Source organism: Rothia sp. (in: high G+C Gram-positive bacteria) (genome assembly GCF_015265375.1).
Lineage (GTDB): Bacteria > Actinomycetota > Actinomycetes > Actinomycetales > Micrococcaceae > Rothia.
In genome coordinates, this window is the sequence record NZ_JABZXW010000012.1 from 22,781 (window position 1) to 41,862 (window position 19,082).

The 19,082-nt window shown below is 58.7% G+C and carries 18 protein-coding genes; 16 read left to right on the forward strand and 2 right to left on the reverse strand.

Annotated features, from left to right (window positions below; translation table 11 throughout):
• The first annotated feature begins 132 nt into the window (after positions 1-132).
• Positions 133-1,338, forward strand: coding sequence for an L-threonylcarbamoyladenylate synthase (locus HXO69_RS03030; protein WP_049352981.1), 1,206 nt, complete (start codon positions 133-135; stop codon positions 1,336-1,338).
• A 162-nt stretch (positions 1,339-1,500) separates the two neighbouring features.
• Here the strand turns inward: HXO69_RS03030 and HXO69_RS03035 are convergent, their stop codons facing one another.
• Positions 1,501-2,502, reverse strand: a complete 1,002-nt coding sequence (locus HXO69_RS03035) for an NAD(P)-dependent oxidoreductase (protein WP_296545236.1) — start codon at positions 2,500-2,502, stop codon at positions 1,501-1,503.
• A gap of 429 nt (positions 2,503-2,931) precedes the next feature.
• On the opposite strand from HXO69_RS03035, the gene HXO69_RS03040 reads away from it, so the two are divergent.
• The 13 genes from HXO69_RS03040 (at position 2,932) to HXO69_RS03100 (ending at position 16,542) form a co-directional block, all read left to right on the forward strand.
• A complete protein-coding gene (locus HXO69_RS03040; RefSeq protein ID WP_296545238.1) occupies positions 2,932-4,899 on the forward strand; it encodes a glycosyltransferase in 1,968 nt (655 codons plus the stop codon).
• Positions 4,899-6,857, forward strand: coding sequence for a polysaccharide biosynthesis protein (locus HXO69_RS03045; protein WP_200963170.1), 1,959 nt, complete (start codon positions 4,899-4,901; stop codon positions 6,855-6,857). The genes HXO69_RS03040 and HXO69_RS03045 overlap by 1 nt, the downstream gene beginning before the upstream one ends.
• Positions 6,858-7,115: 258 nt before the next feature.
• Positions 7,116-8,405: a glycosyltransferase family 4 protein gene (locus HXO69_RS03050; protein ID WP_049358658.1), complete on the forward strand. Its 1,290-nt coding sequence runs from the start codon at positions 7,116-7,118 to the stop codon at positions 8,403-8,405.
• Positions 8,405-8,971, forward strand: coding sequence for a hypothetical protein (locus HXO69_RS03055; protein WP_052265079.1), 567 nt, complete (start codon positions 8,405-8,407; stop codon positions 8,969-8,971). The genes HXO69_RS03050 and HXO69_RS03055 overlap by 1 nt, the downstream gene beginning before the upstream one ends.
• Positions 8,972-8,999: 28 nt before the next feature.
• Positions 9,000-9,260: a hypothetical protein gene (locus HXO69_RS03060; protein WP_049347487.1), complete on the forward strand. Its 261-nt coding sequence runs from the start codon at positions 9,000-9,002 to the stop codon at positions 9,258-9,260.
• Between the two features lie 112 nt (positions 9,261-9,372).
• Entirely contained in the window at positions 9,373-10,164 is a 792-nt protein-coding gene (gene atpB, locus HXO69_RS03065; RefSeq protein ID WP_049347485.1) for a F0F1 ATP synthase subunit A, read from the forward strand.
• Positions 10,165-10,307: 143 nt separating this feature from the next.
• Positions 10,308-10,511 (forward strand): ATP synthase F0 subunit C, encoded by a 204-nt coding sequence (gene atpE, locus HXO69_RS03070; protein ID WP_005506461.1) that lies wholly within the window; start codon positions 10,308-10,310, stop codon positions 10,509-10,511.
• Between the two features lie 51 nt (positions 10,512-10,562).
• Positions 10,563-11,120, forward strand: coding sequence for a F0F1 ATP synthase subunit B (locus tag HXO69_RS03075; RefSeq protein WP_049326923.1), 558 nt, complete (start codon positions 10,563-10,565; stop codon positions 11,118-11,120).
• A complete protein-coding gene (locus tag HXO69_RS03080; protein ID WP_049347483.1) occupies positions 11,120-11,932 on the forward strand; it encodes a F0F1 ATP synthase subunit delta in 813 nt (270 codons plus the stop codon). The genes HXO69_RS03075 and HXO69_RS03080 overlap by 1 nt, the downstream gene beginning before the upstream one ends.
• Before the next feature lie 187 nt (positions 11,933-12,119).
• Positions 12,120-13,745 (forward strand): F0F1 ATP synthase subunit alpha, encoded by a 1,626-nt coding sequence (gene atpA, locus HXO69_RS03085; protein WP_296545246.1) that lies wholly within the window; start codon positions 12,120-12,122, stop codon positions 13,743-13,745.
• Between the two features lie 75 nt (positions 13,746-13,820).
• Entirely contained in the window at positions 13,821-14,762 is a 942-nt protein-coding gene (locus HXO69_RS03090; RefSeq protein ID WP_049340654.1) for a F0F1 ATP synthase subunit gamma, read from the forward strand.
• 56 nt (positions 14,763-14,818) lie between these two features.
• Positions 14,819-16,282: a F0F1 ATP synthase subunit beta gene (atpD, locus tag HXO69_RS03095; protein ID WP_005507810.1), complete on the forward strand. Its 1,464-nt coding sequence runs from the start codon at positions 14,819-14,821 to the stop codon at positions 16,280-16,282.
• A gap of 2 nt (positions 16,283-16,284) precedes the next feature.
• Positions 16,285-16,542 carry a F0F1 ATP synthase subunit epsilon gene (locus HXO69_RS03100; protein ID WP_049340652.1) on the forward strand — a complete coding sequence of 86 codons (258 nt, stop codon included), beginning with the start codon at positions 16,285-16,287 and terminating at the stop codon, positions 16,540-16,542.
• Between the two features lie 261 nt (positions 16,543-16,803).
• On the opposite strand, the gene nucS is transcribed toward HXO69_RS03100, so the two are convergent.
• Positions 16,804-17,517 carry an endonuclease NucS gene (gene nucS / locus HXO69_RS03105; RefSeq protein ID WP_219101655.1) on the reverse strand — a complete coding sequence of 238 codons (714 nt, stop codon included), beginning with the start codon at positions 17,515-17,517 and terminating at the stop codon, positions 16,804-16,806.
• Between the two features lie 280 nt (positions 17,518-17,797).
• On the opposite strand from nucS, the gene HXO69_RS03110 reads away from it, so the two are divergent.
• Both HXO69_RS03110 and HXO69_RS03115 read left to right on the forward strand, forming a co-directional pair.
• Entirely contained in the window at positions 17,798-18,124 is a 327-nt protein-coding gene (locus tag HXO69_RS03110; protein ID WP_083303621.1) for an ATP/GTP-binding protein, read from the forward strand.
• An 83-nt stretch (positions 18,125-18,207) separates the two neighbouring features.
• Positions 18,208-19,026 (forward strand): alpha/beta hydrolase, encoded by an 819-nt coding sequence (locus tag HXO69_RS03115; protein WP_219101654.1) that lies wholly within the window; start codon positions 18,208-18,210, stop codon positions 19,024-19,026.
• Positions 19,027-19,082 lie beyond the last annotated feature (56 nt).

Consider the following 19,082-nt stretch of genomic DNA (forward strand, 5'->3'; position numbering starts at 1 on the left):
GCAACGCGTCCGCCTCCGCAGCAGGCTCAGAGCCGGCGAAATATGGTGAACGCTCGGAAGAACGCTTCCACATGGCGCGTTGTGGATGCCGGCGCCTCGCCGCATCCAGAAAAACATGAGAGAATAAGACCCGTGACTGCAAAGCTGTACCCCGTAACGACTGAAACTGAGACCCGCGAGGCCATCGAAGCTGCCCGCGAGGCGCTGAAGGCGCACGACACGATTGTGATGCCCACCGATACCGTCTACGGTATTGCCGCCGATGCTTTCTCGCATCAGGGCGTTGCCAAGCTGCTGGCAGATAAGGGCCGCGACCGCACCATGCCGCCGCCCGTGCTGATCTTTGATCTTGCTGCGCTCGCTGGCGTGGTCGACGACGTTCCGGACGATATTTACGATCTGGGTGGTCGCTTCTGGCCCGGCGCGCTGACTATCATTCTTCACGCGTACCCGTCGCTGAGCTGGGATTTGGGTGAGACCCGCGGTACTGTTGCCGTGCGTGTTCCCGATGACGAGTTCGCCCTGAAGCTGCTGACTGAGCACGGTCCGCTGGCGGTTTCGAGCGCGAACAAGACCGGTCAGGAAGCCGCACTGGACGCACAGACCGCCATGGATTCTCTGGGCGAGGACGTTGCTGTGGTGATTGACGGTGGCGCTCGTCCTAAGCCGCTTGAGTCTGAGCCGAATGAGGACGGCGTGGTTGTGGTGACTGAGCGTGACCCGGCACCGTCCACGATTCTGGATTGCACTTCCTTCCCCTACGTGGTGGTTCGTGAGGGCGCAATTTCGGTGGAGGAGCTGCGCGAGGTCGTTCCGACCATTCTGACTCGTGCGGAGGCTGACGAGCAGGCGGCTCGTAAGGTTGAGGAAGCTGAGGCTGCTTCTTCCGCGTCGTCTGAGTCGACTCCTTCTGAGCGTGCTCTGGATGAGCAGGCTGACCTGGATGAAGCGTACGAGCAGTGGGACAGCACCCACACTGTGAGCGGTGAGCCTGCTCGTCGCGCTTCGGCACCGGTGGCCGGTTCTGTCGCTGCGTCCCTGCTGGGCGCTACTTCGGCTCTGTCTTCTGCTTTCAGCACTGGCGTGGACCAGGAGCGTTCGCGCGGCTACCGTGACAACACTCCGAAGCCGGTTCGTGCGGATGAGCCGCAGACTCACCCAGTTCCTGCTGATACTGCTCGCGCGCTGGTCTTTGGCGCGTCGAAGATTGAGACTGCCTCTAAGGATGAGGCTAAGTCGGCAGAAGCTAAGACTGAGGCTACCAAGACTGAAGCTGAGGCAAAGGTTGAGTCTGAGGCAAAGACCGAGCAGAAGGACGCCCCGGAGGATCACCTCTAAACCTCTGCGAGTTATAAAGCTCGGAGCATAAAAACGTATAGGGAACCCCCGATATATCGTTCAGATATATCGGGGGTTCCCTTTCGTTATGAGTCCTACAGGTTATGCGCTCCTGGGCTGCGTGCCTCAGGTTGTGCGCTGCTAGGGGCGCACGTACGCTACCTAGTTCTTGTCGAAGCGGCGGTCCTTCTTCTTACCCAGCGCGGTGTGGGCGTTGCGCAGTACTTCACGCACGCGCGGGGTGGGCAGAAGGTTGTTGTCACGTGCCCAGGAGTCGTCGATGCCCTGGCCGAACCACATGACCTCGACCTTACGTACGGATCCTGCGAACTTGTCGTTCATTAGTTCGGAGACGGTGTAGCCCGCCTTGACGGCCGCGCGGCAGAGCCACTCGGGCAGGCGGTGCGGGTGGCGGCGACCAGCATCCACGGATGCGGAGGCGACGGTTGCGCCTTCCCAGGGCTGTAGCACGATGGCGGGTAGTTCGCCGGGGAAGGTGCCGAGCATGACTACGAATTCTGCGAGGGCTTGCACGCTGGAGACCGGGGACTTGCCGGTGCCTGCACCCGCAACGGATGCGAAGGGGGAGGAGGCTATCTTGGCGAAGAGTTCGGTGGTGCGTCGGCCTCGGCCCTGCACGCTGGTTGCGCGAAGGATGCACAGTTCGGGTGCGCTTTCGGGGTGTTCGTCGAGGAAGTAGTCCTGCAGATCGAGCAGTGCTTCTTCGCCGAGCGCCTTGGAGAAGGAGTAGGCGCTGAACGGGTTGGTCTCTTCGGAATCATCCAGCACGAGGCGCGGGCCCTGTACCGCTGCGGAGGAGAGGTGGATGACGCGGCGCACGCCGGTGCGCTGCGCGGCGATGGCGATTACGGCGGGAAGCAGGGCGTTTGCGCCGACGAGCGGGGGCAGATCTTGCATATTGGGTGCTGCGAGGCCCGCCGCGTTGACGACGACCTGCGCGCCGGCGAAGGCTTCTGCGAGGGAGTCGATGATGCCTTCAAGCTGGTCTGCTTCGTCGATGATGCTGTCTACGTCGAGGGCGCGGGTTGCGAGTCGAGGTGCCTCGATGGGGTCGACGCTGATACCTTCTGCGTTCAGACGCGCGACGATGGAGGAACCAACGAAGCCGCTGGCGCCAATGACTTTCCACTTGGATTCGGACATCTCTTTTACCTCTCACGAGCCCGCGTACGTTGCGGGGAAAAATGGGGTCATTTCAACTTTCCCATATTTGAACAGTTTATGGGGAATTTGTGGGGTTTTATTCGGTCTCTGGTCGTTTTTTCGCACGGGGTGCACAGCGCAAACACAGGCTGTGAAGCTGGTAGCTTGATGGATACCCAAAACTGGGTGTGCCGGTACGTCCGCTATGCGGATAAATCAACTGAATTCGGTTGTTTATTTGTCATAAAGTGCGCCTTTTGGGGTGATGGTTCACTCTCTAGTGGAGACCGCAGGTAGAATATTTTCTTTGAGTGATATATCCACACGGTTGAATACCGCGGGCGCGAGAAACACCACAAGCGCCCAGTTCGGTATGGGTATATCGCGTATCGGCTGATTCAGGCGCATCGCGCCGTGGAGGGAGAACTTATGGCAGAAAAGTACAGCGACGTGACCGCTTTTGCCCAGCCTTCTTCCGATCAGTCTTCATCTTGCGATTCTTTGAACGAGTACCCCCGCACGGTTGCCGTGGTGGTGACCTATAACCGCGAGGACCTGCTACCGAAGACCCTGGCTGGTATCGCTTCGGGTGAGCGCGTGCCTACGGCGGTGGTGATTGTTGATAACGCCTCCACGGATGGCACCGCCGAGTATCTGCGCACCCTGGACTATGAGCTGCCGGTGGATTGCATCCGCCTGGAGAAGAACATGGGTGGTGCTGGCGGCTTTGCGGTGGGCATTGACCGTGCCCTGGAACGCCACAACCCGGACCTGGTGTGGGTTATGGATGATGACACCGAGCCAACCGAGAATACCCTGTCGGAGGCGGTTGCCGCCTGGCTGAACTATTCGCCGGTGCCTTCGCAGCGCCCCGCGGTGGTGGCATCTCGTGTGGTGTGGACGAACGGCGAGGACCACCCGATGAACACTCCGCGCACGATGTTTGCGGCGGGTCAGCAGCGTCATGCTCGTGCGCAGGCTGTGGGTGCCCGCCCGATTCGTAGCGCCTCGTTCGTGTCGATTCTGATGGATGCGCAGGCTATTCGCCGTAATGGTGGTTTGCCGATTGCTGAGTTCTTTATTTGGAATGATGACTTCGAGTTTTCGACTCGTCTGATTCATCACCGTGACGGCATTGCGGTGCCTTCTTCGGTGGCTAAGCACCACACGAAGACTTTTGGTACAACGAACGCTGACCCGGGGCCGCGTTTCTATAACGATGTGCGCAATAAGCTGTGGGTCTTTACCCGTTCGCGTACCCTGAACCCGCTGGAGAAGCTGCTCTACGGTGGCTCGTCGGTGCGCCTGTGGATTTCTACTGTTCTGCGTACTGATGACCGCCGAACCTACCTGGGGTATTTCCTCAATGGTGTGCGTGATGGTTTGCGTGCGCCTCGCCCGAATGCTCAGGTGCTTGAGGGCATTTACCCGCTGACTTTCCCCGGCCGCTACGGCGTGCCTGCATCCGTTGAAAGTCACGCTGATTCTGAGAAGGCGCGCGGTTGCGTGAGCTCCGTACCCGATTTTTCGGTGCTGATGAGCGTGTACGCGAAGGAGAACCCCTCCTATCTGGATCAGGCGTTGGAGTCGAATCTGCTGAACCAGACGGTGCGTCCTTCCGAGCTGGTTTTGGTGAAGGATGGTCCGCTGGCCCCCGAGCTGGATGCCGTGGTGGACCGCTGGGTTCAACGCGCCGAGAATCTGGATTGCCCGCCGATTCAGGTGGTGGATCTGGCTCAGAATGTTGGTTTGGCGGAGGCGCTGAACGCCGGTCTGCAGGCGTGTTTGTATGAGCTGGTTGCTCGTGCTGATTCTGATGATCTGTCTGAGCCGACTCGTTTTGCGCGTCTGATTCCTGCCCTGGTGCAGGGCGGCTACACGGTGCTGGGCTCTGCCATGCTTGAGGTGAATGAGAGCAATACTTCGGTGGAGTCGACCCGCGAGGCGATTGTTGATTCTGCGCGTCTGCTCAGCGCGATGGATTCGCGTAACCCGATTTATCACCCGTCCGTGGCGTTCGTGAAGAGTGCCGTGCAGCAGCTGGGCGGTTACGAGTTCGTGCCCGGCGCTGAGGATTGGTGGCTGTGGATGCGTCTGCGCGATGCCGGCTATCGTCTGGGTAATATCCCTGAGGCTCTGGTGCGTTACCGCGTGGGTGCGGGCGCGTACACGAAGCGCGGGGGAGTGGACGCCTGGTTGCAGGATGTGGCGATTCAGCGTCGACTGTACACCGGTCACGGTATTTCTAAGCTTCAGTGGGCTCAGAATATGGCGGTGCGGAGTGTGTACCGTTTTGTTCCTGAGCAGGCGCGCCGTTCGGCGTTTCGTGCGTTGTCGTCTTTGACGGCTCGTGCTTCTTCTCGTTCTTCTGGTACCGCATCTGAAGGAGGCATGTAGTGGCTCAGTTGAAACCTCACGCTCATGTGGTGATGCAGAAGGCAGCTCAGCGCGGCACGATGGTGACGGAGGGTGACTCTGGCACGATGCTGGTGAACCGCCTGTATGAGCGTAAGCCGTGGTGGCTGATTGCGCAGGCGCTGATTGATTCGAGTGCCTGGGTTCTGGCGGTTTTGTTTGCGTACATGCTCCGCTATAGTGTGCTGCTCAGTAACGGTTCGGTGTTCGATATTATTCACCCGGCGTCGTTGACGATGACCGCTACGTTGGCTGTGGTTCTGCACCTGGTCATTGGTCTGGCGGGCGTGAAGATTTATAACGGCGTGTATTCGTACGGTTCGTTTGACGAGTCGTGGCGTGCCGGCGCGGCTGCTTTGAGCGCGGGTGCGGCGTTGACTGCTTTCTCCTTTGTGGATGAGCTGTTGGGTCTGCCGCATATTCCGCATAGTGTGCCTGCGATTGCGGCGGCATTTAGCCTGATTATGATGGCGGGCGCCCGCATGGCGAAGCGCGTCTACACTGAGCGCGGTGCTGTGCGTGAGTTGACCGGTGAGCCGGTGATTGTGTACGGTGCTGGCTTTATCGGCGGCATGGTCATGGATTCGATGCTGCACGATGAGGATGCGAAGCTTCGCCCGGTTGCGGTCTTCGATGATGACCAGCTGAAGGCTGGTACGAAGTTCCACGGCATTTCGGTGATTACGACTTACCGCGAGCTGGAGCAGGTGATTCGTGAGTCGGGTACCCGTAAGATTCTGGTGACGATTTCGGATATGTCGGAGGATTACTTCGAGTCCTTCTGCAACCGCATGCGTAAGCTTAAGGTTGAGGTTCAGCGTATTAGTAGCGCGAATGCTCGACTGATGGGTGAGCGTCTGATTACCGCGAGCGATAACGACCTGATGCGCGTGATTCGTGGTGAGATTAACTACGATATTGACCGCGATATTCTGCGTTCGTACCTGCACGGTAAGCGTGTGCTGGTTACGGGTGCGGGCGGTTCGATTGGTTCTGAGCTGTGCCGTCAGATTAGCGAGTTTGAGCCGGAGACCCTCATGATGCTTGATCATGATGAGACTCTGCTGATGGAGACGAAGGTTTCGATTACTCACGAGTCGAGCCTGGACGATGACCGCATCATTCTGGCTGATATTCGTGAGGGCGATAACCTGCTGGAGATTTTCCGTGAGCGTCGCCCCGAGGTGGTGTTCCACGCTGCGGCGTTGAAGCATGTGTCGGCGCTGGAGGCGTACCCGCAGGAGGCGTGGAAGACGAACTCCCTGGGCACTTTGAACGTGCTGCGTGCCGCGGAGGCGGTGGGCGTGAAGACCTTCGTGAACGTGTCGACCGATAAGGCTGCGGATCCGAAGACTGCGCTGGGTCAGTCCAAGCGTGTGGCGGAGCGTCTGACTGCGTACTTTGGTGAGAAGACCGGCAACACCTACGTGTCGGTTCGTTTTGGCAACGTGTTTGGTTCGCGCGGTTCGATTAAGCCGCTCTTTACGAAGCAGATCCTCTCGGGTGGTCCGATTACCCTGACGGATAAGCGCGCGACCCGTTACTTCATGCTGATTACCGATGCCTGCTTGCTGGTGATGCTTGCCGGTGCGATTGGTCGCCCGGGTGAGGTCATGGTGCTGGATATGGGTCAGCCGGTCAAGATCCTGGACGTTGCGAAGGCGATGCGCCAGGCGTATGAGCGGTATGACGTGGAGATCAAGGAGATTGGTCTTCGCAAGGGTGAGAAGCTGGATGAGGCTCTCTTCGGCGGTACCGAGAAGCTGGTACCTAGTGAGGAGAACCGGTATATTTCCCGGTCGAGTGCTCCGGCGCTTGACCCTGATGAGCTCGATTATGAGCTGTGGATTCAGAACTATCGGGAGCACAGTGGCTATGAGCGTCATGGCCTGGAGCGTGCCCCTGATCCGCGTACTTTGGCGGATGCGCAGACGTTCTAATCTTTAGGGAATGACATCGGATGCTGCACTTGCGTGGCGGGTGCGGTATCCGGTGTTTTCTCTTTCTCGGGTGTAGAACATTTCAGGACGCAGAATATGCAGAACGTATGGAGAGAATCTGTAATGTTTAGTCCCGGGCTACTGAAGAGTTCTATAGAATACGAAGTAAACACACACACACACTACGCACACATCGTCCCTTAGCTGCAATTCTGGAGCTTGCGTCCAGGGGAGCGGCGCCAATGCCTTGGAGCTGGTATGACCTCCTTTTCTGAGCTGTTGAGCATTTTTGCTCTTGCTTTTGTTTTGGGTGCCCTTTTGCCGTTTGCGGTGCGCCCGATTTTGCACCGCTACAACATGGTGGATGTTCCTAATGAGCGTTCTTCGCATACTGCTCCGACCTACCGCGGTATGGGTTTGGCGACTGCGGCTGCGACCTTTGTGGCGTTTGTGGCGGCTACCCTGTTCGGCTGGACGTACCGTTCTGCTGAGTCTTTGCAGCTGGCGGTGACGATTGCCGCGGCGATTCTGTGTGCTCTTGCCCTGGGCTGGCTTGAGGATATTCGCGGCGTGAGCATTGTGCGTCGTGCGGGCCTGCAGCTGGTGATTGGCGTACTGGTGAGCGTGAGCTTTGCGACGGTGCAGGGCACGAACATTCTGCTGCTGATTCTGGGCGCGATTTTTGTTGCCGGCTACATTAACGTGGCGAATTTTATGGACGGCATTAACGGTATTTCTGGTGCTCACGGTCTGGTGGCTGGTTTGGCGTATGCGCTGACCGGTTGGATGGTGAACCTTCCGTGGCTGGCTTTGGCTGGTGTGGCTGTTGCCGGTGCTTTTGCGGCGTTCCTGCCGTGGAATGTGCGCCCTGGTAAGAACGTGTTTTTGGGCGATGCGGGTTCTTATGTTTTGGGCGCGGCGCTGGGCACGTTGGCTGTGGGCGCGTGGTTTGCGGATGTTCCGTTCCTGTTGGCTTTTGCTCCGCTGATGACGTATCTGGCGGACGCGGGTACGACTCTGTTCCGTCGTTTTATGGCGGGGGAGCAGTGGTACAAGCCGCACCGTACTCACACTTATCAGCGTCTGACGGATGTTGGTTTCAGCCACCTTGGTTCGACCGCCGTGGTGACCGGTACGACCATTCTGGTGTGGGTGCTGCTGGCGTTTGCCTCTGATTTGTTTGCTTCGGGCGCCGTGCTGGCGGCTGTTGGTGTGGTTCTTGTGGCTCTTGCCGTGCTGGTGGTGTACCTGCGTATGCCGCAGCTCTTTGGCGGTGAGGCACCTACTTCTGCGATTGACCTGTCGAAGCGCTTTGCGGCGGATTCGAAGGGTTCGGCGCCGAAGGCGAAGTCGGCAACTGCAGAGCCTGCTACCGGCTCTTTGACCTCGGCGACTGGCGTTCCGGCGACTCCTGAGAACGTAGAGCCGACCTCGCTGCATCCGGAGCCGATCATGCCGGATTCCGTGAAAGACCGTGCAGATAGCTCTTCTGCTGCTCGCTCCTCTGTTCAGCCTTCTTCTCATCGCAACCGTGGGGAGAAACACTAATGGCTTCTGAGCAGCCTAAATCTCAGGCTCCTGCAGAGCCTCTCTGGAGGCGCGTGGTGGACGTTCTGTGGTATCCGCCGGCGGAGCGCAAGAAGCAGCAGAAACACCGCCGAGAGCGTGCTCAAGCAGGTTTGAAGGCCTCTTCTTTCGAGAGTCAAGAGCTTTCCTGGAAATTTTTGTTCTACAGGGTATCGGCTTACTCTCTGCTGGCTTGGTTGGGCGGTATGATGAGTGCGTACCTGTTTGCGGGCCCCGTGGGCGCGCTAGGAATAACATTGGGCTTTCTGATAATCTATATATGCTTCACTCTGGGCGTATTGGTTATGTTGGTTGCTCCCATTTTCGACTGGGGTGTACCCAAATCGCTGGTGGTGAGCTACCTCGTGAAGATTGCTCTGCTCGGTCTGGTATTGATGTTTGTGCCGTTCCCCGAGAATCTGAGGCACGGTTGGACTCTCGCAGGCGCATGTACCGGCGTGATTCTGTGGATTGTTATTGAAACAGTTAGCATCGCACGACTGAGAATTTTGTACTTCGACACCGACTCGGAAGACCATGGTCGGTAACACGATCGGTGTTTGAAAGGAAAAACGTTTGGCCGAAGAGAAGAAGTGGTGGGACGGAGATAAAAAGCTCCGCACCACCGGAGAATTGGTATCTGACGGAGGTCTCTCCGGTGCAGTCATGTCGATTCTCTATCTGATCATCGGTGTAGCAGTGTGGGGAGGCATCGGTTACCTCGGTGACCTGGTCTTCTCCACCACCTGGCTGGTGTGGGTTGGCGTCTTGATTGGCGCTATTGGAGGTTTGACCCTCGTCTTTACCCACATGACCAGGCAGAATAAAGACCGTTAGGTCATTGAACGCGGACCGCCAGGTCACACATTCATCCATGTAGTTAGCATGTCAGTCGTTTATAGGCAGACATGGGCTCTTGATAGCCACTAGTAGCAAGAAAGGACTTGCTTTGATCGAGAACGGGTTGATCCTCGCGGAAGCCTATGTGCCGCCGACCCCCGAAGACATGCATCTGCCACCCTTCTTCACCATTGGTGATTTCGCTTTCGGTAAGCAGAACGTACTGATTCTGCTGTCCGTGGTGATTATCGCGGTCTTCTTCCTCACCGCAGCACGTAAGCGCGCCATGGTTCCCGGCAAGACTCAGTTCATCGCTGAGTCCGGCTACATGTTTGCTCGTAACTCCCTCGGTAAGGAAACCCTGGGCGTACAGCACTACAAGCCGTTCGTGCCGATTCTGTTCGCCTCCTTCTTCTTCGTTCTGGTGAACAACCTCTACGGTTCGATTCCGTTTGTTCAGTTGCCCACCTTCTCGCACCCCGGTAGCGCCTACGCGCTGGCTGGCGTAGCGTACCTGACCTGGGTTGGCGTTGGTATCAAGCGCAAGGGCCTGGGCGGCTTCTTCAAGGACATCACCATGCCCTCGGGTCTGCCGGTGTGGATTTACCCCATCCTGATCCCGATCGAGTTCTTCTCGAACCTGCTGATTCGTCCCGCAACTCACGCGCTACGTCTCTTCGCGACCATGTTCGGTGGTCACCTGGCGCTGATGGTTGCATCCAGCATGGTGACCTACATGGTTGAGACCCTGGGTGGTATCGGCTACCTGGCTGCTATTGCTCCCGGTGCTCTGGGCCTGTTCCTGTACTTCCTGGAATTCATGATTCAGTGCATCCAGGCTTATGTGTTCGCTCTGCTGCTGGCTGTGTACCTGCAGGGCTCGGTTTCCGAGGGACACTAAACTCTCTAGTTTTTTAGGTTTTCGCGTTCGTCATTGGGCGTGAATAAAGCAACCCACACGTTCACTGTGCGGGCTATTAACTCAAATCAAACTCTGTTCGGTCCGGGTATGTTCCCGGTCGAACACTGTTGAAAGGAAAAATAATGGTTGGTTCCATCACTGCGGTTGGCTACGGTCTGGCAGCTATTGGCGGCGGCATCGGCGTGGGTCTGATCTTCGCGGCATACATGACCAGCGTTGCTCGTCAGCCCGAGTCCCAGAAGACCCTGCAGCCCATGCTGTTCCTGGGCTTCGCACTGGTCGAGGCGCTGGCAATTCTGGGCCTGGTTCTCGTCTTCATCAAGTAACCGGCTCTGCCACATCCTAAACGACCCATCCCATAGAACAGGATTCCCTCCATGATTTATCTGGCAAGCGAAGGGGGAGCGGAGGCAACTTCGAACCCCCTGATTCCCGACGTCGGGGAAATTGTCATTACCCTCATCGGATTCCTGATCCTCTACTACATCGTTGCTAAGTACGTTGTCCCGGCGTTCGAGAAGATCTACCAGGACCGTAAGGAAGCAATCGAAGGTGGCCTTGCCAAGGCCGAGAAGGCACAGGCAGAGGCTGCAGCGGCTCGCGATGAGTACACCCAGCAGCTCGAAAGCGCTCGACTGGAGGCTCAGAAGATTCGTGAAGAGGCACGCGCAGAGGGCGAGGCAATCATTGCCGATGCTCGCGAGCGTGCAACCGCTGAGGCTCAGCGCATTAGCGATAATGCAGCAAAGGCTATCGAGGCAGAGCGTGCGGCAGCAGCAGTGTCCCTCCGTTCCGAGGTTGGCACTCTTGCTACGACCCTTGCCGGCAAGATTGTGGGCGAAGCCCTCAACGATGATGAGCGATCGGCCCGTGTGGTAGATCGTTTTCTTGCTGACCTTGAAACCGAGAAGCAGAACGCAGGTGCGGCTCGGTAATGGCAGGAGTATCTACTGAATCACTGAGCAAGGTGGAAGAGGTGCTGGAAGCTCACGCTTCCCTGCAGCCCCTGAACCTGGCGAGCGAGCTTTTCGCTGTGGTTGATGTTCTCGACCACAACGGCACCCTGCGCCGTGCTGTCACCGATTCTTCGCGTGATGCAGCAGCACGTCAGGGTATCGCTAACACCGTCTTCGGCGGCAAGATCTCTTCTCAGGCTATGGCTGTGCTCACCAGTGCGGTGGCTCAGCGCTGGTCCGATGATGCTGATCTGGCGAATGCCCTGGAGCGTGCAGCAGTGCTCGCCGTGACCGCATCGGCTCAGTCTCGCGGTGGCGTGGACGCCCTGGACGAGGTACTCAACGAACTACTCACCTTTGTGCGTACCGTTGATTCCAACGCTCAGGCGCAGGAAGCGCTGTCCGACCATCAGGCAAGCAAAGAAGCAAAGAAGAAGCTCGCCGTGGCTCTCGGTGGCCCCGCCACCACCGCCGAAGGTGTGCTTCTGCTCGAACGAGTTGGCTCCAACCCCCGCGGCCGTCACGCTGCACGGGTAGCCGATGAGTTCGCAGAAATCATCGTCACGCGACAGAACCGTTACATTGCGCGAGTAACTAGCGCGATTGCGCTGTCGCAGGCACAGCTTGAACGTCTCGGTCGCACGCTCAACGCCGTGTACGGCCGTGAGCTGAAGCTCGACGTTTCGGTGGACCCCGCCGTTCTGGGCGGTCTGCGTGTTCAGGTGGGCGACGAGGTGATCGACGGTACCGTCGAGACCCGCATGTCCGACCTGGCTCGTTCCATCGGCTAGCGGCTCAAGCTAGCGACGCTGAACCGTTCGTCGCAACGGTGATTTAGAAGATACCTCGGGTAGCGGGTGCGTGGCAGATGCCTCCTTCGCAGAAGCGGCGGCATTGCCCGCCCGTTCAACCCGAATTGCAAGTTTCGGTTGGTTCCGTTGACGGAACGCAACCACAATGAGAGAGCAGGGACACAAGATGGCCGAACTGACCATCAATGCCGAAGATGTCCGTAATGCGCTGAACGAGTTTGCAGCGTCTTACGAACCCGGCAATGCAGAACGTGTTGAGGTGGGTCGAGTTGTATCGGCCTCCGACGGTATCGCTCGTGTCGAGGGCCTTCCCTCGGTTATGGCGAATGAGCTGCTTCGTTTCGAAGACGGCACCCTCGGCCTCGCACAGAACCTGGATACCCGCAATATTGGTGTGATCGTCCTGGGTGACTTCACCGGTATTGAAGAGGGCCAGGTCGTACACCGCACCGGTGAGGTCCTCTCGGTGCCCGTTGGCGACGCGTACCTCGGTCGCGTTGTTGACCCCCTGGGTAACCCGATCGATGACCTGGGCCCCATTGAGGCTGAAGGTCGCCGCGCACTGGAGCTGCAGGCTCCCGGCGTGACCCAGCGTAAGTCGGTTCACGAGCCGCTGCAGACCGGTCTGAAGGCAATCGACTCGATGATTCCGATTGGTCGCGGTCAGCGTCAGCTGATCATTGGTGACCGCCAGACCGGTAAGACCGCTATTGCGATCGACACCATTCTGAACCAGAAGGACAACTGGGCTTCGGGTGACCCCAACAAGCAGGTTCGATGCATCTACGTGGCTGTTGGCCAGAAGGCATCCACCATTGCAGCTGTCCGCCACACCCTTGAGACTCGCGGCGCGCTGGAGTACACCACCATCGTGGCATCTCCCGCATCTGACGCAGCAGGCTTCAAGTACCTGGCACCCTACACCGGTTCGGCTATCGGCCAGCACTGGATGTACGGTGGCAAGCACGTCCTCATCATCTTCGACGACCTGTCGAAGCAGGCAGAAGCATACCGCGCTGTGTCCCTGCTGCTGCGCCGCCCGCCGGGACGTGAAGCATACCCCGGTGACGTCTTCTACCTGCACTCCCGCCTGCTGGAGCGTTGCGCTAAGCTCTCCGACGACCTCGGCGCAGGTTCGATGACCGGCTTCCCGATCATTGAGACCAAGGCAAACGACGTTTCCGCCTTCATTCCGACCAACGTCATCTCCATTACTGACGGCCAGATCTTCCTGCAGTCCGACCTGTTCAACGCTAACCAGCGTCCGGCAGTCGACGTCGGTATCTCCGTCTCCCGTGTTGGTGGTGCCGCACAGACCAAGGCTATGAAGAAGGTCTCCGGTACCCTGAAGCTGGAGCTGGCACAGTACCGTTCGATGGAAGCGTTCGCAATGTTCGCATCCGACCTGGACGATGCAACCAAGGCACAGCTGACCCGCGGTTCTCGCCTGACCGAGCTGCTGCGTCAGCCGCAGTACACCCCGTACGCAGTTGAAGAGCAGGTTGTCTCCATTTGGGCTGGTACCTCCGGTCACCTCGACGACATCGAGATTTCCGACGTGCTGCGCTTCGAGGAAGGCTTCATCGAGTACCTGCGTCACAAGACCTCGGTACTGACCGATATCGCTTCCTCCGGCAAGCTTGAGGATGACACCGTTGCAGCTCTGAAGTCCGCAGTTGCTGACTTCAAGCAGGGTTTCAAGTCTGAGGGCAGCAGCCACCTCGTCGACGCAGGTCACGAGGAGCACAAGGCAGCTCGCGATAGCGACATCACTCAGGAAACCATCGGTTAGCGATTAGTCCTCGCCTTCTCCCCGCCTCAGCTATGAGGCTGGGGCGGGGCAGAAAGCAAGGAGAAAGGAAGCTCTATGGGAGCCCAGATTAGGGTTTACCGACAGAAGATTGCTTCGACGTCGTCTATGAAGAAGATCTTCAAGGCGATGGAGATGATCGCGACCTCCCGCATTAACAAGGCTCGTAACGCTGCTCAGGCAGCCGGCCCTTACGCGAACGCTCTGACCCGCGTGGTGACTGCGGTTGCGACTCAGCACGGTATTAAGCACCCGCTGATTCACAAGCCGCACGAGTTCGGAACCTACGAACACCGTCGCTCCGCAATCCTGGTTGTTACCAGTGACCGCGGTCTGGCAGGTTCGTACTCCTCCGCTATCCTGCGTCGTACCGAATCTCTGATTGAGAGGCTGCGCTCTAACGGCCAGGAGGTACAGCTGTACCTGGTTGGCCGTAAGGCAAAGGCTTACTTCGAGTTCCGTGAGCGCCCCTACGCCCGTGCGTGGGAGGGGCACACCGATGCACCTCGTGTTGAAACTGCCGTCGAAATTCGTGACGCGCTGCTCGAAGCCTACGACCTGCCCTTCGAAGAGGGCGGCGTGGACGAACTGCACATCGTATACACCGAGTTCAAGTCGATGGTTGTTCAGGAACCCAAGATCCTGCGCCTGCTGCCCATCCACGTGGGTGACGCAAAGGCTATGGGCGAGGAAATCGTTCCCGACCAGGAACTGACCAAGGCTGAGTACGAGCAGGCGGCATCCTTCGAGTTCGAGCCCTCCGCCGAGGAAGTGCTCAACGCGCTGTTGCCGCGCTACATTGCATCGCGTATCTTCTCCTGCCTCCTGCAGGCAGCAGCAAGTGAGCTGGCATCCCGCCAGCGCGCGATGAAGACCGCAGGTGACAACGCTGAGACGCTGATTACCAAGTACACCCGTTTGATGAACAACGCACGTCAGGCGGAAATTACTCAGGAGCTCTCCGAAATCGTGGGCGGCGCAGACGCCCTCGGCTCCTAGTACTTGTACGCCAACGAAGCCATCAACTGTCCAAACTTTCTAAGTAAGTGAGAAATATGACTGCCACCTACAACGAATCGGTCTCCGCACCGACTCAGGGCGCAACGGGTCGTATTGCCCGCGTCATCGGCCCCGTGGTCGACGTCGAGTTCCCCGCCGGTCAGGTCCCCGAGATTTACAACGCTCTGACCACCGAGCTGACCCTCGACGGTCGCACCCGCACCATCACCTTCGAGACCGCACAGCACCTGGGCGACTCGATCGTTCGCGCTATCTCCCTGCAGCAGACTGACGGCCTGGTCCGCGGTCAGGCTGTAGTCGACACCGGCGCACCGATCTCCGTCCCCGTTGGTGACGGCGTGAAGGGCCACATCTTCAACGTTCTCGGTGACGCACTCGACGTGCCGAACTCCGAGATCAAGGCTGACACCTACTGGCCGATCCACCGTGCCGCTCCCGGCTTCGCAGAGCTGGAAGGCTCCACCGAAATGCTGGAGACTGGTATTAAGTCCATCGACCTTCTGACCCCCTACATCAAGGGCGGTAAGATTGGTCTGTTCGGTGGTGCAGGCGTGGGTAAGACCGTGCTGATCCAGGAAATGATTACCCGTGTGGCTCGTAACTTCGGTGGTACCTCCGTGTTCACCGGTGTTGGCGAGCGTACCCGTGAGGGTAACGACCTGTGGGTCGAAATGGAAGAAGCAGGCGTTCTGAAGGACACCGCTCTTGTGTTCGGCCAGATGGATGAGCCCCCGGGAACCCGTCTGCGCGTGGCACTGACCGGTCTGACCATGGCGGAGTACTTCCGCGATGTTCAGAACCAGGACGTGCTGCTGTTCATCGACAACATCTTCCGTTTCACTCAGGCAGGTTCTGAGGTTTCCACCCTGCTGGGCCGCATGCCCTCCGCAGTGGGTTACCAGCCGAACCTGGCGGACGAAATGGGTCTGCTGCAGGAGCGTATTACCTCCACCCGCGGTCACTCCATCACCTCCATGCAGGCAATTTACGTGCCTGCGGATGACTACACCGACCCGGCGCCGGCAACCACCTTCGCGCACCTGGATGCGACCACCGAGCTCTCTCGTGAAATCGCATCGCGCGGTCTGTACCCGGCAATTGACCCGCTGTCCTCCACCTCCCGAATTCTGGACGCACAGTACATCGGTCAGGAGCACTACGACACCGCAATTCGTGTGAAGGCTATTCTGCAGGAAAACAAGGAACTGCAGGACATCATCGCGATTCTGGGTGTGGACGAGCTCTCCGAGGAGCAGAAGATCGTCGTGGCACGTGCACGTCGTATCGAGCAGTTCCTCTCCCAGAACACCTACACTGCAAAGCAGTTCACCGGTGTCGAGGGTTCGACCGTTCCGCTGAAGGACACCATCGAGTCCTTCCAGATGATCTGCAACGGCGATGTCGACCACATCCCCGAGCAGGCGTTCTACAACATTGGTGGTATGGACGACGTTATGCGCCGCTACGAGGAAATCAAGGCACAGACTGGAGCTAAGTAATCATGGCTCTGAAAGTTGAAGTTGTTTCCCGCGAACGCGTCGTGTGGACTGGCGAAGCGAAGTACGTTCGTGCACGCTCCGTCAGCGGTGACCTCGGCATCCTGCCGGGCATGATCCCCACCTGCACGCTGCTGGCACAGGACGGCGAGCTGCTCATTGAACCCGTTGATGGTGAGCCCATTAAGACCATCCTCAACGCAGGTTTCTTGACCGTCTCGAACGATCACGTGACCATCGTTGCAAAGCACGCACAGATCTAAAGCTGGTTCCCCTCAGCGGGAATTAGCCACTGTGTACACCTCGCCGGTGTTCCACCCTGAAAGGGGAGGGGCACCGGCGATTGGTGTATCCGGGGGTAGATTGTTTACGCAGAACGAGAGTGTGCACAGAAAGAACGCGTGCGCCGAAAGAGCGCGGGCAGAAAGATGATGGGCTGAAAAGGGGCGCCTCCCATGGTCGGGAGGCGCCCCTCAAGCTATGTGCAGCTGCTTAGCCTAGAGCCGTTTAGAACAGACGGTCAGCTAGAACAGACGGTCAGCGGAGTCGTCCACGCCGCGCATCGCGTCGTAGTCCAGGCTCACGCAGCGGATACCGCGGTCCTCAGCCAGGGTACGTGCCTGCGGCTTAATCGTCTGTGCCGCAAACACGCCGCGCACCGGAGCCAGCAGCGGGTCACGGTTGAGCAGCTCCAGGTAACGGGTCAGCTGCTCCACACCGTCAATATCGCCCACACGCTTGAGCTCGACCGCCACGGAGACGCCGTGCGCATCCTTCGCCATGATGTCTACCGGACCGATAGCGGTCGGGTACTCGCGGCGCACCAGCGAATAGCCCTCACCGAGAGTGTGGATCTGTTCGGCAAGCAGACGCTGCAGATCAGCCTCCACACCGTCCTTAATGAGGCCGGGGTCAACACCCAGGTCGGTGGTGTACTCGTGCTCAATCTTGTAGATACGAATCATGAGGCGGTCATCGCTCTTAGCCGCCTGAACGGTCCACAGCTGCTGAACATCAGACTCCAGGTCCTCACGGATGCTCTGCGGAACGTCCTCACGCTCAGCCACCAGCAGGGAGCAGGGAGGGCTCATCCAGTTCAGAGGCTTGTAAGAACCGCCGTCGGAGTGAATGAGGACGGAGCCGTCATTCTTGACCATCAGCAGGCGGGTAGCGCGGGGCAGGTGGGCGCGGAGGCGGCCCTCATAATCTACGGAGCATTCAGCAATGACAATACGCATCCGTCTACTCTAGCAGGTACGAGTGTTTGGCTCTAGCAGGTGAGGGTATGAGCTAGGGAACCCGTACTTGGTACAGGCCGCGGTACGGGGCACAGTAGGGGGGCGCGGTACAGGGCGGGGGAGTTGCCGCCTCAGCGCGAGGAAGAGCGCAGGACAAAGAAGAGCGTAGGACAAAGAAGAGTACGGGGCAAAGAAGAGCACAGCGTGAGGAAGAGCGCAGAGCGAACAGTGGCAGGGCCGGTAGGTAGAGATAGCTGAGCGGCGCGGTAGAATAGGGCTCATGGCACGTAAGAATCATCCCGGCAGGCGAGCATCCGGCACCACCAGCGATAAGTGGCACCGTCAAGCACCCGCAGGGCGTGATATCAGCAGGATCCTCGACCCTGCGCCTAGATTGGAACGTGACCGATACGGTGACTGGCTGGTGCAATACATTCCCGCCGTCAACGCCCAAAAAACCTACACCTGCCCCGAATGCTACCGCCCGATTCCGCCCAGAACAGCGCATCTGGTGGTGTGGCAAGAAAGCCACACGATGGGACGTAGCCGCGCCATTGATGAGCGCAGGCACTGGCATCAGCACTGCTGGCGAATCCGCCGCAAATAGGCTGAACACTGCACATAAGGTGCAGCCCAAGACTACATTCTCGACCAGACTACATTCTCGAATCCATTTCTTGAAGGAACGCAATGAGCAACACCGCCGATATCACCCGCGAGCAGGAATTCGATCCCGCCCGCTACGTCTTCAGCACCGCCGCTGAACCCACCCCCATTAAGGCACGTACCGTGCTTCCTGCACGCCGCGAGAACTTCACCGTCACCACCGCGGACGGCAAGCGCCTCGTCGGTGAACTTGCCCTGCCCGAAGGTGAAGTCAAGGCAACCTTGGTGACCTTCCACCCGCTGCCCACCCACGGCGGCTACATGGACTCGCACGTGTACAAGAAGGCGTCCTTCCGCCTGCCGGCGCTGTCGAACATTGCGGTGTTGCGTTTCAACACTCGCGGTACCTCCTCGATTCGCGGCACCAGCGAAGGCGTCTTTGACGGCGGCTTTGCCGAGAAGAAGGACTTCGACGCAATCCTGAAGTTCGTGCGCGAGCGCGCCCTGCCGAACCCCTGGCTGGTCGGCTGGTCCTTCGGCACCGAGCTGGTGCTCAAGTACGCGCCCGAATACGCGAATGAGTTCACCGGCGCTATTCTGCTCTCCCCGCCGTTGCACCGCGTGCACCCGGCTGAGCTGGACGAGTGGAACAAGATCTCGAACCCGCTGTACGCGCTGGTGCCTGAGCACGACGACTACCTGCAGCCTCCGGCGGCGCGTGAGCGTTTCGCGGCTGTACCGCGCACTCAGGTGATTCCCTTTGAGGGATGCAAGCACCTGTGGGTGGGTGAGAAGTCCGTACAGCAGGTTTTGAACACTGTGGTCAGCATCGTGACCGGTGTACCCACCGAGCTACCCACCGAGTACAGCGGCCCGGTGGCAGAAGAAATCACTGAGCTCTAAAGGTTCGGCATAAAAATACTGCGTAAAAATATTAAGGCGGCGGCTTTGGATAGAAC

What these genes read in the sequence shown, in the direction of transcription:
- HXO69_RS03035 (WP_296545236.1), bottom strand. Translation starts at nt 2,502, where the DNA reads ATGTCCGAATCCAAGTGGAAAGTCATTGGCGCCAGCGGCTTCGTTGGT.
- HXO69_RS03040 (WP_296545238.1), top strand. Translation starts at nt 2,932, where the DNA reads ATGGCAGAAAAGTACAGCGACGTGACCGCTTTTGCCCAGCCTTCTTCC.
- HXO69_RS03050 (WP_049358658.1), top strand. Translation starts at nt 7,116, where the DNA reads ATGACCTCCTTTTCTGAGCTGTTGAGCATTTTTGCTCTTGCTTTTGTT.
- HXO69_RS03055 (WP_052265079.1), top strand. Translation starts at nt 8,405, where the DNA reads ATGGCTTCTGAGCAGCCTAAATCTCAGGCTCCTGCAGAGCCTCTCTGG.
- atpE (WP_005506461.1), top strand. Translation starts at nt 10,308, where the DNA reads ATGGTTGGTTCCATCACTGCGGTTGGCTACGGTCTGGCAGCTATTGGC.
- HXO69_RS03075 (WP_049326923.1), top strand. Translation starts at nt 10,563, where the DNA reads ATGATTTATCTGGCAAGCGAAGGGGGAGCGGAGGCAACTTCGAACCCC.
- HXO69_RS03080 (WP_049347483.1), top strand. Translation starts at nt 11,120, where the DNA reads ATGGCAGGAGTATCTACTGAATCACTGAGCAAGGTGGAAGAGGTGCTG.
- atpA (WP_296545246.1), top strand. Translation starts at nt 12,120, where the DNA reads ATGGCCGAACTGACCATCAATGCCGAAGATGTCCGTAATGCGCTGAAC.
- HXO69_RS03090 (WP_049340654.1), top strand. Translation starts at nt 13,821, where the DNA reads ATGGGAGCCCAGATTAGGGTTTACCGACAGAAGATTGCTTCGACGTCG.
- atpD (WP_005507810.1), top strand. Translation starts at nt 14,819, where the DNA reads ATGACTGCCACCTACAACGAATCGGTCTCCGCACCGACTCAGGGCGCA.
- HXO69_RS03100 (WP_049340652.1), top strand. Translation starts at nt 16,285, where the DNA reads ATGGCTCTGAAAGTTGAAGTTGTTTCCCGCGAACGCGTCGTGTGGACT.
- nucS (WP_219101655.1), bottom strand. Translation starts at nt 17,517, where the DNA reads ATGCGTATTGTCATTGCTGAATGCTCCGTAGATTATGAGGGCCGCCTC.
- HXO69_RS03110 (WP_083303621.1), top strand. Translation starts at nt 17,798, where the DNA reads ATGGCACGTAAGAATCATCCCGGCAGGCGAGCATCCGGCACCACCAGC.
- HXO69_RS03115 (WP_219101654.1), top strand. Translation starts at nt 18,208, where the DNA reads ATGAGCAACACCGCCGATATCACCCGCGAGCAGGAATTCGATCCCGCC.